The sequence below is a fragment of the Nonomuraea sp. NPDC048826 genome, from assembly GCF_043198225.1.
GTDB lineage: Bacteria > Actinomycetota > Actinomycetes > Streptosporangiales > Streptosporangiaceae > Nonomuraea.
This window is the reverse complement of sequence record NZ_JBICUQ010000008.1, coordinates 238,202-255,051: the sequence shown is the minus strand read 5'-3', so window position 1 is coordinate 255,051 and position 16,850 is coordinate 238,202. Positions and strand designations below refer to the sequence as shown.

Sequence of the window (16,850 nt, the reverse complement as noted above, 5' to 3'; positions counted from 1 at the left end):
GAGTCACCGGCGGCACAACCGCAGCACGTTCCGGATGACCCTGGCGCCCGCGCCGCCCTCGGCGGTGAGGATCGACTCGGGGTGGAACTGCACGGCGAACCGGCGCCGGTCGGGGTCCTCGATGGCCATCACGTTCCCGTCGGGGGTGACGGCGGTCGGGGTGAAGCCGACCACGCCGGGCCGCTTGGCGTGCAGCGAGTGGTAGCGGGCGGCGGTGAACTCCTCCGGCAGCCCGTCGAGCAGCGCGCTGCCGCCGAGCCGGGAGACCTGGCCGCGCTTGCCGTGCTCGGGGTAGTCGAGCAGTTCGAGGCTGCCGCCGGCGTGCTCGACCATCGCCTGCAGGCCCAGGCAGACGCCGAACACCGGCAGGTCGCGGGCGTAGATCCGGTCGAGGAGCGCGGTCATGCCGAAGTCGGAGGGCCAGCCGGGGCCGGGCGAGAGCACGACCAGGTCGGGGCCGATCTCGTCGATCATCGCCGTGGGAAAGCCGTGGCGCAGCGTCACCACGTCGGCGCCCTCCTGGCGGAAGTAGTCGGCGAGGGTGTTGACGAAGGAGTCCTCGTGGTCGACGAGCAGCACCTTCAGGCCCAGCCCCGGCTGCTCCCTGGGCGCGGTCGCCGTCACGGCCTCGGGCGTGCCGACCGTGGCCAGCGCGCCGAGCAGGGCGCTGGCCTTGAGCTCGGTCTCGCGCTCCTCGGCCTCGGGGTCGGAGTCGAACAGCAGCGTGGCGCCGGCCCGCACGGTGGCCAGGCCGTCCTTGATCTGGGCGGTGCGCAGGGTCAGGCCGGTGTTCATGGAGCCGTCGAAGCCGATGAACCCGATGGCGCCGCCGTACCAGCGGCGGGTGGTGGCCTCGTGGTCCTCGATGAACTGCATGGCCCAGGTCTTGGGCGCGCCGGTGACGGTGACGGCCCACATGTGGGTGAGGAAGGCGTCCAGCGCGTCGAACTCGGGCCGCAGCCGGCCCTCGATGTGGTCGACGGTGTGGATGAGCCGCGAGTAGAGCTCGATCTGGCGGCGGCCGATGACCTTGACGCTGCCCGGGACGCAGATCCGCGACTTGTCGTTGCGGTCGACGTCGGTGCACATGGTCAGCTCCGACTCCTCCTTGACGCTGGACAGGAGGGTGCGGATGGCCTCGGCGTCGCCGACCGGGTCGGCCCCGCGGGCGATGGTGCCGGAGATCGGGCAGGTCTCGACCCGGTCGCCGGTGACGCGCACGTACATCTCGGGCGAGGCGCCGACGAGGTGCTCGCCCTCGCCGAGGCTGATGATGAACTCGTACGGGGCGGGGTTGCTCTTGCGCAGCCCGCGGTAGAAGCCGGCCGGGTCGGGGCAGGTGGCGTGGAAGACCTGGCCGGGCACCACCTCGAACAGGTCGCCGCGCTTGAACCGCTCCTTGGCGGCGGCCACGACCTCGGCGTACTGGCCCCGCGGCGGGTTGGGCGGCACCTCGGCGGGGGCGACCGGCGGGCGGGACTCCCCGGTGCGCTCCAGGCCGCGCGTGCCGCGGCCGTCGACGGTGAACTCGTAGCGGCGCTCGAAGCAGGTCTCGCGCTGCCGGTCGATGACGACGAGCCGGTCGGGCAGGTGGAGCACGAGATCGCGCTGGTCGGCCGGGCGGTCGAGCCGGTGCTTGATCGGCTCGAACTGGAAGGCCAGGTCGTAGCCGAACGCGCCGTAGAGGCCGAGGTGCGGGTCGTCGCCCTTGAAGGCGGCGATGACCTCGCGGATGGCGGTGAAGACGGTGGGCCGGCGGCTGCGCATCTCCTCGGGCAGCAGGTCCTCCGACTCCGGGACGTGCACCTGCACGAAGTCGGCGGTCGGCTCACCGATCGGCTTGCCCGCGGCCAGCAGGCAGGAGGCGACGGCCGGCAGCACCACGCGGCCACGCTCGTTCAGCGCCCTGGCCGAGATGGTGCGGCCCTTGGCGACCAGCTCCAGACAGGGGTCGACGTAGCCGAACGCCCATCGGCTGTAACGGCCCGGGTAGTCCATCCCCGACGAGAACGCGCCGCCGCGCCGCTCCCCCAGGGACGTCACGATCTCTTCGAGCGCGTCCTCGGACACCGCGCGCACCTCGAGCTCGACGCCGATGCCCTTGGCGGTGGTATATCCGCTCGTCTCCACTGCTGCCCCTTCGCCCACTTAGGTCAACGAGCCCCGGGGCGAACACAACAAAGGCCGCCGAACCGGGGCGGCCTTCAGGTATGCGAGATCATCGCGCCGCCTAGGAGCGGCGCCACCACTGAAGCGAGGAATGATGTCGCATGGGAGAAGGCTACTCCCGCCTGTCAAGATCGCGCAACGCGGCGCGCACATGGCGAGGGGGATCTTCGGCGCATAGGTTGGGATCTCATGGACACCCCCCTCGCCTGGCGGCCGGTCGCGGCCGTCTCCGGCCTCCTCGTCACCGTGCTGCTGGCGTTGAGTCCCCGTTACGGCTACCACCGTGACGAGCTGTACTTCCGGACGCTGGCCGACTATCCCGCCTGGGGCTACGTGGACCAGCCGCCGTTCACGCCGCTGGCCGCCAGGATGTCGATGGCGGTGTTCGGCGACTCGCCGACCGCGCTGCGGGTGCTGCCGGCACTCGCGGCGGGGCTGCTGGTGGTGCTGGCGGCGCTGATCGCCCGGGAGCTGGGCGGGGGCGGCGTCGCGCAGACGCTGACCGCGGCGGGCACCGCGACGGGCGCCTACCCGCTGATCGGCGGTCACACGCTGCTGACCGTGAGCTTCGACCTGCCGCTCTGGACGGCGGCCATCCTGTTCGTGCTGAGGGCGCTGCTGCGCGACGAGCGGTGGTGGCTCGCGGCCGGCGCGGTGATCGGCGCGGCCACGTACAACAAGCTCCTGATCGCCATGCTGGTGCTGGCGCTGGCGGCGGGGGTGCTCGTGGCGGGGCCGCGGCGGCTGCTGCTGAGCCGGTGGCTGTGGGCGGGGGCGCTGGTCGCCGCCGTGCTGGCGGTGCCCAACCTGATCTATCAGCTCACCCACGACTGGCCGCAGCTGAAGATGGCGGCCGGGCTGAGCGAGGACGAGGGCGGCACCATGCGGCTGCTGTTCGTGCCGATGCAGTTCCTGCTGTTCGGGCCGGTGGTGGCGGTGATCGGCGCCTTCGGGTTCGTGCGGCTGTGGCGTGACCGGCGGGTGCGGGCGCTGGCCGTCGCCTATCCGGCGGCCGCGGTGCTGACGCTGGTCAGCGGCGGCCGGTTCGACTACACGGGGGGCCTGATCCCGCTGCTGTTCGCGGCGGGCTGCGTGGCCGCCGAGTCGGCCGGGCGCGACAAGGTCAAGTCAGCGAGCTGGTCGCTGGCCGCGAACGGGCTCGGCAACGCGCTGATCGCGCTGCCCCTGGTGCCGCTGACCCTGCTGGCGAGCACCCCGGTGCCGCTGATCAACGAGGTGGCGCGCGAGTCGGTCGGCTGGCCGGCGTTCAACGCGGCCGTGACAGGGGTGCTCGACACGCTGCCGCCGGAGGAGCGGGCGCGCGCCGTCGTGGTCACCGGAAGCTACGGCGAGCACGGCTCGCTCGTGCAGGCGGGTCTGACGCGCGTCTACTCGGGCCACAACCAGCTCTGGGAGTACGGGCCGCCGCCGGACGACGGGGACCCGGCGATCATGGTGAACGTCGGCCGGGCCGGTCGCGACCAGCAGTTCTCCTCCTGTGAGGAACGGGCCAGGGTCGACAACGGGGTGGGCGTGGACAACGAGGAGCAGGGCATGCCGGTGTTCCTGTGCCGGGGGCTGCGGCAGCCGTGGAGCGCCGTCTGGGACCGCTGGCAACATTTCAACTGACCACATTACATTTTGTTACAGGTGGCGGCTTGTCAGGATTTTCCCTTGCATTCCCGACAAGATCTCTTCACTCTTCTCCACAGAGCCGGAAAGATCAGCTCTTTCCGGCAGGTGCGAAGGAGAGCTTGTGCCGAACACCCCCCGCTGGCGCGCGCTCCTGATGGGAGCCGTCGCCGCATTAGCCCTGATCATCCCGACCGGGGTCGCCCAGGCGGCCCCGGATCCGGAGAAGATCAGCAAGGCTGTCCAGGCCCAGCTGGACAGCGATGACAAGGCCACGTTCTGGGTCCGGATGAAGGACGAGGCCGACCTGAGCGGCGCCCGCCGCGCCGCCGCCAAGGAGGACAAGGCCGAGCGCGTCTACGAGGCCAAGACCGAGAAGGCCGACGCGTCGCAGGCGGGCCTGCGCAAGCTGCTGGACCAGCACCGCGCCGAGTACACCCCGTTCTGGATCGTCAACGCCGTCAAGGTGACGGCCGGGGCCAAGCTGGCGGCGGAGATCGCCCAGCTGCCCGAGGTGGCGGGGATCGAGCCGGTACGGACGCTGTCGCTGCCCAAGCCGGTCCCGGTCCAGGAGCAGGCGCGGGTGAACGCGGTCGAGTGGAACATCGACCGGGTCAACGCTCCGCGCGTGTGGGAGGAGCTGGGCAACCGCGGTGAGGGCATCGTGGTGGCCAACATCGACACCGGCGTCCAGTTCGACCACCCGGACCTGCAGGCCGCGTACCGGGGAAAGAACCCGGACGGCTCGGTCAGCCACGACCACAACTGGTTCGACCCCGCGGGGGTGTGCCCGACGGCGGTGCCCTGCGACAACAACGGCCACGGCACCCACACGATGGGCACCATGGTCGGCGCGAACGGCATCGGCGTGGCCCCGGGCGCGCGCTGGATCGCGGCCAAGGGCTGCGAGCTCAACACCTGCACGGACGCCTCCCTGCTGGCCGCCGGTCAGTGGGTGCTGGCGCCGACCGACCTGAACGGCGACAACCCGCGTCCCGACCTGGCCCCTGACATCGTCAACAACTCCTGGGGCGGCGAAGGCTTCGACCCCTGGTACAAGGAGACGGTCGAGGCGTGGGTCGCGGCGGGCATCTTCCCGGCGTTCTCCAACGGCAACGAGGGCCCGTCGTGCCAGAGCAGCGGCTCGCCCGGCCAGTACGAGATCAGCTACAGCGCCGGCGCGTTCGACGTGAACAACGCGCTGTACGTGAACTCCAGCAAGGGCGCGGGCGAGAACGGCGAGATCAAGCCGAACATCGCCGCCCCGGGCGTGAGCGTGCGCTCCTCCCTGCCCGGCAACCGCTACGGAGCGGCCACCGGCACCTCGATGGCCTCGCCGCACGTGGCGGCCACGGTCGCGCTCATGTGGTCGGCCTCGCCGCGGCTGCACGGCGACATCGCCGCCACCCGCCCGCTGCTCGACAGCACGGCCGTCGACACCGCCGACACCAGCTGCGGCGGCACGGCCGCCGACAACAACGTCTGGGGCGAGGGCAAGCTCGACACCTACGCGGCGGTGCAGGCCACCCCGCAGGACTCGCTCGGCGGGCTGAGCGGCGTGGTCACCTCCGGCGGTCAGCCGGTGTCCGGCGTGACGGTCACGATCGACGGCCCGACCGACCGCACGCTCGTGACGGGCGACGACGGCGCGTTCTCGTTCGTCCGCCTGCTGCCGGGCGAGTACGCGGTGACGGCGGAGAAGTTCGGCTACGAGCGCGCCGCCGCGACGGCGACCGTGACCGGCGACCAGACCACCACCGTGGACCTGACCATGACCGCGCTGGCGACGGGCACGGTGTCCGGCACGGTCACCACCGCCGGCACGCCGGAGCCGGGCGTCACCGTCGCGGCGGCAGGCACCCCGCTCAGCGCGGTGACCGACGCCGCCGGCCGCTACGAGCTGACGCTGCCGCACGGCGCGTACGACCTGTCCGTCACCCCGGCGTCGCGCTGCTCCACGGCCACCACCGTGGCCGTGACGGTCGACGGTGACGTCACGCGCGACGTCGACCTGCCGCTGCGCGGCGACAACTTCGGCTACACCTGCCGCGCGGGCGCCGAGCCGTACGTGGCCGGCACCGAGAAGCTGGCGCTGACCGGCGACGACGAGGCGGTCCAGGTGACGCTGCCGTTCCCGGTCCCGTTCTACGGCAGCGGCCAGACCCGGGCCTGGGTCGTCACCAACGGGTTCCTCACCTTCGCCGAGGGCCGGCTGACCACGCCGAGCAACAGCCGCCTGCCGAGCACGGCCACCCCGAACCACGCGGTCTATCCGTTCTGGGACGACTTCATCGTGGACGCCGAGAGCGGCGTGTACACGGGCGTGACCGGGACGGCGCCGTACCGGAAGTTCGTGGTGGAGTGGCGCAACGTGAAGTTCTACGCCGACCAGACCCAGCGCGTGTCGTTCGCGGCCCTGCTCGGCGAGGACGGCTCGATCGGCTTCCGCTACCAGGGCCTGGAGAGCGACAGGGAGCGGGGCGCGTTCGGCACCGTCGGCGTGGAGAACGCGACCGGCGACGACGCGCTGCTCTACGTGTACGAGGAGCCGGTGCTGGCCAGTGACCGGAGCCTGACCATCACGGCGAGCAGGCACGGCCTGGTGACGGGCGTGGTGACCGACGCGAACGACGGCGACCCGCTGCCCGGCGCGACGGTGCGGATCGGGGACGTGGCCACGTTCACCACCGGCGCGGACGGCGCCTTCTACGGCCAGGTGCTGGCCGGCGACTACGAGGTGATGGTGTCGAAGGAGCACTACGGCACCTTCACCCAGCCGGTCACGATCGCCCCGGCCTCGGTGACCAGGATCGACACGGCCCTGGTGACCGGGCGGGTGGCCGCCTCGGCGGCCGAGCTGACCGTGGTGATGCCGGCGGGCCAGACCAGGACCCGCACGCTGGAGCTGACCAACCTCGGCACGGCGACCCCGTACACGGTCACCACGGACCCGGCGGGCGGCTGGCTCGGCGTCACCCCGGCCGCCGGCGACCTGGCCACCGGTCAGAAGGCGACGCTCCGGGTGACGGTGTCGAGCGACGGCGTGCAGCCGGGCACGACCCGCGCGGGGAAGCTCCTGATCAGGTCGGCCAGCGGCCGCCAGCCGGTGATCGAGGTCGCCGTGACCGTCGTGGTGCCCAAGCACCAGGTGGCGGTGGACGTCGGGGCGACGCGCGGGTCGACCGACTCCGCCGGTGACGCCTGGACGCCGGATCGCCGCTACAGCACGGGCTCGCACGGCTGGGTCGCCAATTCCTCGGGCACCCACAGCACGAACAAGACGATCAAGAACACCCAGGACCAGGCGCTCTTCAGGACCGCCCGCGAGCGGATGCTGGAGTACCGCTTCGACGCCGTGCCCAACGGCGTCTACACGGTGGAGCTGGACTTCGCCGAGATCCGCAACATGGCCATGGGGCGGCGGGTGTTCGACGTGCTGGTCGAGGGCCAGCTCGCCATCCCGGCCCTGGACCTGGCCCTGGAGGCGGGCACGTACACGGCGGTGAGCAGGCAGTACACGGTGCGGGTCACCGACGGCCAGCTCAACGTCAGGTTCGCGGCCCGTAATGGGTCGACGATCGTGAACGCGATCCGCGTCTCCGAGCGGCCGGACAAGACCGCGCCGTAGCGGCGTCCATCCGGGGACGGTGCCCGCGCGAAGAAGGGAGGACAGCAGACACCGACCCCGAGGAGATCTGATGCGTAAGAAAGTGGCCGCAGGGCTGCTGGTGCTCGGTGCGGGAGCGGCGCTCGCCGCCGCTCCCGCCCAGGCCGCCGACAGGCCGCCGGCGCCGTTCGTGGCCGGGCTGACGTCGGCGGGAGAGCTCGTGGCCTTCCTCGCCGACAATCCCGGCAAGGTGGAGCGTGTGGGCATGGTCAACGGCCTGCGGGGGGACTCGGCGCTGGTGGGCGTCGACTTCCGGGTGCAGGACGGCAAGCTGTACGGCGTCGGCGACAAGGGCGGCGTCTACACGCTCGGCCGGCAGGCGAAGGCCACCAAGGTGTCGCAGCTCAGCGTGGCCCTGGACGGCAAGGCGTTCGGGGTGGACTTCAACCCGGCCGCCAACCGGCTGCGGGTGATCAGCGACACCGGCCAGAACCTGCGGCACAACCTCGACGACCCGATGGGCGCGCCGGCCGCCGGCACCACCGCGGTCGACGGCACCCTGACCCTGCCGCCCACGGCGACCGGCGTCACGGGCGCGGGCTACACCAACAACGACCTGGACGCGGCCACCGCGACGACGCTGTTCGACGTGGACACCGCCGGCGACCAGGTCGTCGTGCAGTCGCCGGCGAACGCGGGCAACCTCGCCCCGACCGGCAAGCTGGGCGTCGACGCCGGCCCGGTGGCCGGGTTCGACGTCTTCACCACCCTGCGCAAGGGCGTGGCCGTCGCCAACCAGGGCTACGCCACGCTGCGGGTCCGCGGGGCCTACCGGTTCTACGCGGTGGACGTCCTGACCGGGACCACCACGCGGATCGGCACTTTCCCCGCTGACCACCAGGTCGTGGACATCGCGGTCCGCCTGGACTAGGCGTACGGGCTACCGCTCGCCCCGTCCCGCATGTTACTGGTAAGTAATGCGACGCGTGCATGTCCACCGTGACGTCCCCGTGCCGATGCCCGACGGCGTCACCCTGCTCGCCGACCACTACGTCCCCGCCGGGGCGGAGCGGTCCCCGGTCATCCTCATCCGTTCCCCGTACGGCCGCCGCGGCCTGTTCGGGCTGCTGTACGGGCGCGGCTTCGCCTGGAACGGCTTCCAGGTGCTGATGCAGAGCTGCCGGGGCGGCTTCGGCTCCGGCGGTGACCTCGACCCGCTCGGCCACGAGCACGACGACGGCCTGGCGACGATCGCGTGGATGCGCGAGCAGCCCTGGTACGGGGGCTCGTTCGCCATGTTCGGCCCCTCCTACCTGGGCTTCACCCAGTGGGCCGTGGCCCCGTACGCCGGCCCCGACCTGAAGGCGATGGCCACCCAGATCACCGCCTCCCAGTTCAGGGACGCCGCCTACGTGGGCGGCGCGTTCGCGCTGGAGTCGACGCTGAGCTGGACCACGCTGACCGACCACATGGGCCGCCGGTTCGGCGGCACGGCGGCCATCACCGCGCCCCGGGTGACGCGGCGGGCCGTGCTGTCGGGGCTGTCCGGGCGGCCGGTGGCCGAGCTCGACCTGGCGTCGGCGGGCCGGCCGCTGCGCTTCTACCGCGACCTGCTGGCCCATCACGCCGACCCGGCCCCGTACTGGACCAGGCGCGACCACTCCCCCAAGGTCGGCGAGGTGGACGCCGCCGTCACCATGCTCGGCGGCTGGTACGACGTGTTCCTGCCCTGGCAGCTCAAGGACTACCTGGCGATGCGGGCGGCGGGCCGGCGGCCGTACCTCACCATCGGCCCCTGGTCGCACATCGACGCCCGGCACATGATGCCGTCGATGGCCGAGTCGCTCGCCTGGTTCCGCGCCCACCTGCTGGGCGACTTCACCAAGCTGCGCGACCAGCCGGTGCGGCTGTACGTGACGGGGGCCGAGGAGTGGCGCGACTACCCCGACTGGCCCGTCCCCGGCGTGCGCGAGCAGCGCTGGCACCTGCAGCACGGCTTCGGCCTCGGCCCGGACAGGCCGCTGGAGTCGGAGCCTGACCGGTTCCGCTACCACCCGGACCACCCGACGCCGGTGATCGGCGGCCCGGTGCTGCTGGCCGACTCCCGGCCGCGCGACCAGCGCCGCCTGGAGGCCCGCCGCGACGTGCTCGTCTACACCTCCCCCGCGCTGGAGTCCGACCTGGAGATGATCGGCCCGGTCGCCGCCGAACTGCACGTCCGTTCCAGCACCCCGTACGCGGACGTGGTCGTCCGCGTGTGCGACGTGCACCCGGACGGGCGCTCGACGAACGTGTGCGAGGGCGTGCGCCGCCTCGGCCCGCTCGACGCCGATACGCTGGGGGACGTGCGCAAGGTGCGGGTGGAGCTGTGGCCGATCGGCCACCGGTTCAGGCGGGGCCACCGCGTCCGCGTGCACGTCGCCGCGGGCGCCTACCCGACGATCGCCCGCAACCCCGGCACCGGCGACCCGCTGGGCGGTCCCGGCGGCCCGATGGTGCCGAACGACGTCGAGGTCCTGCACTCCCCCGATCACCCCTCCGCCGTGATCATGCCGCTGTGCGCGCCGCCCGGCTGATGTCCCTGGTCCTGCTGCTGCAGGGCCGGGGCGGCATGACGGCGGCGGAGCTGGCCCGCGAGCTGGAGGTCTCCGAGCGCACCGTGCACCGCGACGTGGCCGCGCTGTCGTCTGCCGGTGTCCCTGTTTATGCCGACCGGGGGCGCGGCGGTGGGTACCGCCTGTTGGAGGGGTACCGGACCCGGTTGACCGGGCTGGACCGGGCGGAGGCGGAGGCGCTGTTCCTGTCCGGGGTACCCGCGGCGCTGCGCGAGATGGGGCTGCAGGAGGTGGCGGCGACGGCCCGGCTGAAGGCCGCCGCCGCGCTCTCCCCCGGCCTGCGCGACGCCCCGGCCGTGGCCGCGCAGCGCTTCCACCTGGACGCGCCCGGCTGGTTCGCGCACGACTCCCCGCCGCCGGCGCAGCTCGCGCCGCTGGCCAGGGCGGTGTGGAACGACCGGGTGGTGACGGCCTCGTACAAGGGGCGGACGCGGGCGCTGGAGCCGTACGGGCTGGTGCTGAAGGCGGGCGCCTGGTACCTCGCGGCCCGCTCACCGTCTTCGGAAGGGGGGTCCTCTCCCAAGGAGGCGCGGTTTCTGCTGTTCCGGGTGGACCGCTTCGGCGAGATCTCCGTACGGGACGAGAGTTTCAGCCGGGACCCGAGCTTCGACCTGGCCACATTCTGGACCGAACAAGCGGCCGCGTTCGGCCGGTCGCTGCTGCGCACCTCGATCACGCTCAGGCTCACCGAAGCCGGGCGGCGGATGCTCCGGCACATCGCCGACCCGGCCGCCCTGCCCGACGCCCTCGCCTCACTCCAGCCCGACGGTACGGTCCGGCTCGGCGTCGAGTCGATCAAGGTGGCGTACGCGCAGGTGCTGCAGTTCGGGCCGGAGGCGGAGGTGCTGGAGCCGGCGGAGCTGCGGGCGATGACCGCCGAAGCCGCCGCCCGCATGTCGGCCCTCTACCGGTAGCCCGGGTCGCCATCCGCTACCCAGACCTACCGCCCGCCTGCCGATACCCGAGCCGTCGCCCTACCGGTAGTCGTCCGGGTCAGCCTGCTTGCCACCTTCGGTGTCGGCCAGGTAGCGCCACACATCCGGCCGGCTGCCGTCCACGTCGGTGAACCCGTACGCCTTGGCGAGAGTCCCGCTGTCCACCGACTTGCCGGACCAGCGCATCCGGTCAGGGTCGTTGGCCAGGGCCGCGACCGCCCGCCCCGCGTAAGCCGGGGTCTCCGACACCGCGAACGCCGGCTCCCGCTCCGCCCCGTCGCGCCAGTTCGCCTCGGTGACGCCGAAGTTCTCCAGCATCGCCTCCGACCGCAGGAACCCGGGCGTCAGCGCCACCGCCGCGCAGCCGTACGGGCGCAGCTCGTGGGCCTGGGTGAAGGCCAGCCGGTTCACCGACATCTTGGCCAGGTCGTAGAAGAGGTTCTCTCGGTAGCGGGGGGCGTTGAAGTCCCAGGTCCCATCGGTCACCTCGACGACCAGGCCGCCCCCGTTCCTGATCATCAGCGGCAGCGCGTGGTGGCTGGTGATCAGATGGGTGTGCACCCCCAACCGGAGGATCTTCAGCCCCTTCTCCAGATCCTGCTCCCAGACCGGAGTGTTCCAGTTCCACAGCCCGTCGGCGCCCCAGACATCGTTGACCAGCACGTCGAGCCTGCCTTGCTCACGATCGATCCGTTCGGTCAGTGCCTTGACCCGGTCCGGCTCCAGGTGGTCCACCTGCACGGGGATGCCGGTGCCCCCGGCCTTCGTCACCAGCTCGGCCGTCTCCTCGATCGTCTCGGGCCGGTCCATCTCCGAATGCCGCTCCCGCGTACTCCTGCCCGTGCAGTAGACCGTCGCCCCGACAGCGCCGAGCTCGACGGCGATGCCTCGTCCTGTGCCGCGGGTCGCACCCGCCACCAAAGCAATCATGCTGGACAGGCTTCCGGGAAAAGAGGACACCTCATGTCATGTTTCAGGGCCAAGCACATCTTCCTCTTCAAGAGGAGCACCGACGAGCCTGCCGCCGTACCGAATACCTTCCCTTGGCACCGGCCCCATGACCGCAGTGCAGGTAGCGGAAGAGACCACTCCCGCTGGCAATTTCACAGAGCAGGTCTGGTCAGATCTTCGAAGCGCCATCACTGGACAACATCGCCGCAGCCACCGACCACTACCGCAGCCACCCCACCGACGGACTCCAGCTACTCGGTTTCACAACATGAGAACGCATCGGCCCTGGCTACGTCACAGCTTCACCTCCTGCTCTGCTGGGCGCACGAAAAGGGCTCAGTAGTTTATTTAGCAGGATTCGCGCATGCAATACCAGATTCATTCATTCCAAAAGTTGTTGATAATGTTTCATATACCTATAAATGCCCGGGAGTCTCACTGCCATCTCGTCAGGATCCGAGGGTTCCCAACGTTCACCCTCCGGATCAGCTATCGAATAGGTCACCCCATATGCATCCAGCTTGGCCTCCAGACCGTCGAAGTCATCATCGGTGAGGGCTAGATAAAGCTTACGCGCCATACCGCCCAGTTGGTAGAAGTAGGGCTCATCTTCACGAGTCCACACGGGCAACTCGCCGCCGCTTCGCACCCAGTCCAGTTGGAGCTGAAGAAGGCGTTCGATGGCCGGTAGGTGGATTAGACTATCCGGCCGCATAGCTACCTCTTCGAAAACTTCACGGCCCAACCCTATCAACCAAGACAGGAAATAGTCGAAACTATCCGCAGAGCCCACAAGGAAGATACCAGAGAAGGCGCTATACATATCCCACGTATTGACTCTCTGTTTGGCGACAGAAAGCCACCAATGGAAATCTGCGATTTCGCCGACAGGGCGTGTGGCCAGCATGCTTCGTAGCCATTTCGCCCGCTCTAACTTCCCCTCCGTCTCATTCTTTGATCGATGAATTAGGTCCCAGAACTCATCAATTGTCAGTGTAGGTACTTCCGACATGACTCTCACCCCTCGCTCGAAATGCTTCTGCAGCTATCTCACCTTTATGCCACCGGCCCTTCTGCTTCCTATCAGTCTTTGCGGAGGCATCCACCTATCGAGCTTGCCTGGCGAAGCAAACCTGCCAGTTTCCGCTCCTCCCCAGCGAATTTCATAAGCATGAGCGCCCTTCACCACTGGCACGCCTAGGGGCCTTCGCACGCCAACCCCAAGCTGCTGAAGCACGCCCAGCCCCGTATTAACTGCATGGACGCAGCCTCAAGACACTGGGCCTTTTCGAGGCTGCTCACCGGCGCCCCGCAGCTCACTCCAAAGGCGAAGAGAATGCCGAAGAGCGCTAAGGGACCGATTCTCCCGCTACACCTTTCACCAACCGAACGATGCCGCTGCTCCCACCACTTCATATGAATCATTCTCCAGAAGGACGGAATGTATTCCCGCACCGGCATCGCGTTGAACGCCGCCGCCTCTCTACTCGCAGCACCGAAAGCTCAGGGAAGGGGACGTGCGGCTAACAGGCAGGCTCTCAGGGCGCACCGGACCAGCGTTGCGCAGGCGGCGCGAGGATGAAAGCGTTCACTCTTTATCCCAACTAAGAAAATACAACCAAGTCTTCGTCTTCAGGGGCAGTCCGCCCTGCTTTTACTGGTAAGGGCGCCGCACACTCACCTCTTCAGTGGGAAATTCGAGGGTGAGCATATCCGCTTGACGGGACACTACCCTCATGTGAGGCCTCTCCACTCTCAGGGGATGGATCAATCTCCATCGAGATGGAGTTCGAAGGAAGGCTCGCTGGAGCAGATGAGCGCCATGCGCCTCACCTCAGCCAGGATCGCTGTTTGCCAGGGTGAATTCACACGCTCTTTGAGGAGATCCAGCTCTCGGATGAGTTGGTCCATCTCCTCTGAAGTCAGAATCACCGTTCTGACAGGGTCCGCCCTTTCCAGCATCGGCAGTCCGCTGCCCGAGCACAGTTGCACGAACCGGTCGTCCGTGTCCGCGTAGGATTCAACCCGAGTCAGTCGGCGCCGCCTGGGGCTCGTGCCCTTTTGTTGCACCTGTACGAGGACTACGTCGACTCCCATGCTGCCACCGCACCTCCGCCTATCCAGAATGCACGCTCTGTCCCGCCGGGGCGATGGCCCGGTGCATGCGCCTCGAACTCGGTCTCGATGATCTTACGGCCGAGGACGCCTAATCACGGCGTCGACTTCGAAGGTGGTGTCATGGCCGCGCGGGTGAGACGCCGGTAGGTTCGTTCTATGCCAGAGGTCCATCCAGCGTGGCTTCCCGATGAGGCGTTCCGGGCTGTCGGGTCGCGCCGGGTTCTCGTTCTGACGGATGGGGTGGTGCGGGACGAGGTCGCGCGGGCCTGTGCCGACTACGGCGGGAGCATGTGCGAGGACGGCGGGCAGGCCGACCTCGTGCTGGCCACGTCCGACCGCCTTCCGGACCGCCTGCGGGTGAGGGGGGTGCCGGAGGACTGGCAGGAAACCGGCGAGGAGTTCCTGGTCGCCAGGCGTGACGGGGTGACCGTGGTGGCGGGCGGTGGGCCTGCCGGGTTGCTCTACGGTCTGTTCCACGTGGTGCGGATGGGTGAGCGGGCGTTCGGGGGTGACTTCCCGGCCCAGCGGCACCGGCCCGCGATGCGGCGGCGGATGCTCGACCACTGGGACAACGTCGCCGTGCATCCCGTGATGGGGCAGGTCGAGCGTGGGTATGCGGGCGGGTCGCTGTTCTGGGCGGACGGCGGGCCGCGCGGTGATCTGGATCGGGTGCGGGCCTACGGGCGGCTGCTGGCCGCTGTCGGTGTCAACGCGGTGGCGGTCAACAACGTCAACGTGCACGCCGCCGAGGCGCGGCTGCTCACCGACCGGCTGGGTGACGTGGCCGACATCGCCGACGTGCTGCGCCCGTACGGGATCAAGGTGCATCTGTCGGTCACCTTCGCCGCGCCCGTGGTGCTCGGCGGGCTGCCGACCGCCGATCCACTGGACGAGGACGTGCGGGGCTGGTGGGCGCGGGCGACCGAGCGGGTGTACGAGGCGATCCCGGATTTCGGGGGTTATCTGGTCAAGGCCGACTCCGAAGGGCAGCCGGGGCCGTTCGCCTACGGGCGCAGCCATGCCGACGGGGCCGATCTGCTGGCCGGCGCGCTCGCCCCGTACGGCGGGGTGGTGCACTGGCGAGCCTTCGTCTACGACCATCGGCAGGACTGGCGCGACCGGTCCACCGATCGGGCCCGCGCCGCTTTCGACCATTTCGCCCCGCTCGACGGCCGGTTCGCGGAGAACGCGATTCTCCAGGTCAAGCACGGGCCGATGGACTTCCAGGTGCGGGAGCCGGTCTCGCCGGTGATCGCCGCCATGCCGCGTACCCGCCTGGCGGTGGAGGTGCAGGTAACGCAGGAGTACACCGGTCAGCAGCGGCACGTCTGCTATCTGGCGCCGATGTGGCGTGAGGTGCTCGGCTTCGAGCCCTCCGGCGGACGGCCGGTGTCCGGGGTCGTCGCCGAGCTGGCGGGGGTCTCGAACGCGGGCGACGATCCGTACTGGACCGGGCATCCGCTCGCGCAGGCCAATCTGTACGCGTTCGGGCGGCTGGCCTGGGACCCGGGGCTCGACCCGGCGGGGATCCTGGACGAGTGGATCGACCTGACATTTCCGGACGTGGCTGGGGAGGTGCGGGCGCCGCTGCACGCGATCATGGACGATTCGTGGGAGCGGTACGAGCGGTACACGGCGCCGCTCGGCGTCGGCTGGATGGTCCGGCCGGGTCACCACTACGGCCCCGACGTGGACGGCTACGAGTACACGCCGTGGGGCACGTACCACTTCGCCGACCGCGACGGGGTCGGCGTCGACCGGACGCGCGCCACCGGCACCGGCTACACCGGCCAGTACCCGGAGCCGTGGTCGGAGACGTACGAGTCACCGGAGACGTGCCCGGACGAGCTGCTGCTGTTCTTCCATCACGTCCCGTACGGGCACGTGCTGAAGAGCGGCAAGACGGTGATCCAGCACATCTACGACACCCACTTCGCCGGGGCGGAGGAGGTCGCGGAGCTGTTGCCGGTCTGGGAGAAGCTGGCCGGGCCGGTGGACCCGGCGCTGCACGCCCGGGTGCGCGACCTGCTCCACGAGCAGCTCCGTTCCGCCCGGGAGTGGCGCGACCAGATCAACACGTACTTCTTCCGCAAGTCGGGCGTGCCCGACGCGCACGGCCGCCGCATCTACTGATCCAGGACGAACCGTTCCCGGATCTCCGCGATCATCGGCCGGCTGTTGCGCAGCAGCCCCGCCGCGAACGCGAACGCCAGCGCCAGCGGCGCCAGCTCCGAGGCGGCCAGCGTGAGCCCGCCCGCCACCACCAGCAGGGACGCGTTGCCCAGCGTGGCCGCCGGACGGCGGATCAGGAAGTACGAGGCCAGCCGGGCGACGTCCACGGCCCGGAACCGGAACAGTGACGCGATCACCAGCGCGCCGGCGGCCCAGAGCGCGCCCGCCACCGCGACGGCGACCAGCAGCGCCGCCCACCACCCTGGCACCCCGGCGGCGTGGAAGTGCGCCAGGTTGACGCCGACCACGGTCATCCCCGCCAGCCACGGCGCCCAGATCTTCAGCACGTCGAAGGCGTTGGCCCGGTAGCCGCGCAGGAACGCCGCCCCCGGCGACAGGTCGGCCAGGTCGAGCCGCCGGTGGTGCAGCGTGTACAGCGCGGCCGACAGCGCCGGGCCGGCCGGCAGCGCGCAGAGCGCGTACAGCGGCAGGTTGCTCGCGTCGCGGTCGAGCAGCACCAGCCCGGCCAGGCCCGGCGCGCAGGCGGCCACCGTCAGCAGTTCCACGACCAGCACCGTGTAGATCAGGGCGGCGGCACGCGAGAGCGGCCCTGCGCCGAACCGCCGCCCGGCGGTCACCTCGCTCACCGGA

Annotated in this window: 10 protein-coding genes; 6 read left to right on the top strand and 4 right to left on the bottom strand. The window is 70.2% G+C overall.

The window, feature by feature from the left end; genetic code table 11:
• Positions 1-3 precede the first annotated feature (3 nt).
• Positions 4-2,130, bottom strand: coding sequence for an anthranilate synthase component I (locus ACGFI7_RS28825; protein WP_393409908.1), 2,127 nt, complete (start codon positions 2,128-2,130; stop codon positions 4-6).
• 228 nt (positions 2,131-2,358) lie between these two features.
• Here ACGFI7_RS28825 and ACGFI7_RS28820 point away from each other — a divergent pair, with 228 nt between their 5' ends.
• The 5 genes from ACGFI7_RS28820 (at position 2,359) to ACGFI7_RS28800 (ending at position 10,937) form a co-directional block, all read left to right on the top strand.
• On the top strand, positions 2,359-3,798 hold the full coding sequence (locus ACGFI7_RS28820) for a glycosyltransferase family 39 protein (protein WP_393409907.1): 1,440 nt from the start codon (positions 2,359-2,361) through the stop codon (positions 3,796-3,798).
• 127 nt (positions 3,799-3,925) lie between these two features.
• Positions 3,926-7,429: a S8 family serine peptidase gene (locus ACGFI7_RS28815; protein WP_393409905.1), complete on the top strand. Its 3,504-nt coding sequence runs from the start codon at positions 3,926-3,928 to the stop codon at positions 7,427-7,429.
• Between the two features lie 70 nt (positions 7,430-7,499).
• A complete protein-coding gene (locus tag ACGFI7_RS28810; protein WP_393409903.1) occupies positions 7,500-8,339 on the top strand; it encodes a DUF4394 domain-containing protein in 840 nt (279 codons plus the stop codon).
• A gap of 46 nt (positions 8,340-8,385) precedes the next feature.
• The gene (locus tag ACGFI7_RS28805) at positions 8,386-9,984 is read left to right on the top strand and encodes a CocE/NonD family hydrolase (RefSeq protein ID WP_393409902.1); all 1,599 of its coding nucleotides are present in this window, start codon (positions 8,386-8,388) and stop codon (positions 9,982-9,984) included.
• The gene (locus ACGFI7_RS28800; protein WP_393409900.1) at positions 9,966-10,937 is read left to right on the top strand and encodes a helix-turn-helix transcriptional regulator; all 972 of its coding nucleotides are present in this window, start codon (positions 9,966-9,968) and stop codon (positions 10,935-10,937) included. Before ACGFI7_RS28805 ends, ACGFI7_RS28800 begins: the two co-directional genes overlap by 19 nt.
• Before the next feature lie 60 nt (positions 10,938-10,997).
• On the opposite strand, the gene ACGFI7_RS28795 is transcribed toward ACGFI7_RS28800, so the two are convergent.
• Both ACGFI7_RS28795 and ACGFI7_RS28790 read right to left on the bottom strand, forming a co-directional pair.
• Positions 10,998-11,888: an SDR family oxidoreductase gene (locus tag ACGFI7_RS28795; protein WP_393409898.1), complete on the bottom strand. Its 891-nt coding sequence runs from the start codon at positions 11,886-11,888 to the stop codon at positions 10,998-11,000.
• Positions 11,889-12,291: 403 nt separating this feature from the next.
• Complete coding sequence (locus ACGFI7_RS28790; RefSeq protein ID WP_393409896.1) at positions 12,292-12,921, bottom strand: DUF4240 domain-containing protein; 630 nt, start codon at positions 12,919-12,921, stop codon at positions 12,292-12,294.
• A 1,349-nt stretch (positions 12,922-14,270) separates the two neighbouring features.
• Here ACGFI7_RS28790 and ACGFI7_RS28785 point away from each other — a divergent pair.
• Positions 14,271-16,160: an alpha-glucuronidase gene (locus ACGFI7_RS28785; RefSeq protein WP_393409895.1), complete on the top strand. Its 1,890-nt coding sequence runs from the start codon at positions 14,271-14,273 to the stop codon at positions 16,158-16,160.
• On the opposite strand, the gene ACGFI7_RS28780 is transcribed toward ACGFI7_RS28785, so the two are convergent.
• Complete coding sequence (locus ACGFI7_RS28780; RefSeq protein WP_393409893.1) at positions 16,154-16,846, bottom strand: hypothetical protein; 693 nt, start codon at positions 16,844-16,846, stop codon at positions 16,154-16,156. The genes ACGFI7_RS28785 and ACGFI7_RS28780 overlap by 7 nt on opposite strands.
• Positions 16,847-16,850 lie beyond the last annotated feature (4 nt).

Excerpts from the sequence above, each read along its gene's own strand:
- ACGFI7_RS28820 (WP_393409907.1), top strand. The coding sequence starts at position 2,359 with ATGGACACCCCCCTCGCCTGGCGGCCGGTCGCGGCCGTCTCCGGCCTC.
- ACGFI7_RS28810 (WP_393409903.1), top strand. The coding sequence starts at position 7,500 with ATGCGTAAGAAAGTGGCCGCAGGGCTGCTGGTGCTCGGTGCGGGAGCG.
- ACGFI7_RS28805 (WP_393409902.1), top strand. The coding sequence starts at position 8,386 with ATGCGACGCGTGCATGTCCACCGTGACGTCCCCGTGCCGATGCCCGAC.
- ACGFI7_RS28795 (WP_393409898.1), bottom strand. The coding sequence starts at position 11,888 with ATGATTGCTTTGGTGGCGGGTGCGACCCGCGGCACAGGACGAGGCATC.
- ACGFI7_RS28790 (WP_393409896.1), bottom strand. The coding sequence starts at position 12,921 with ATGTCGGAAGTACCTACACTGACAATTGATGAGTTCTGGGACCTAATT.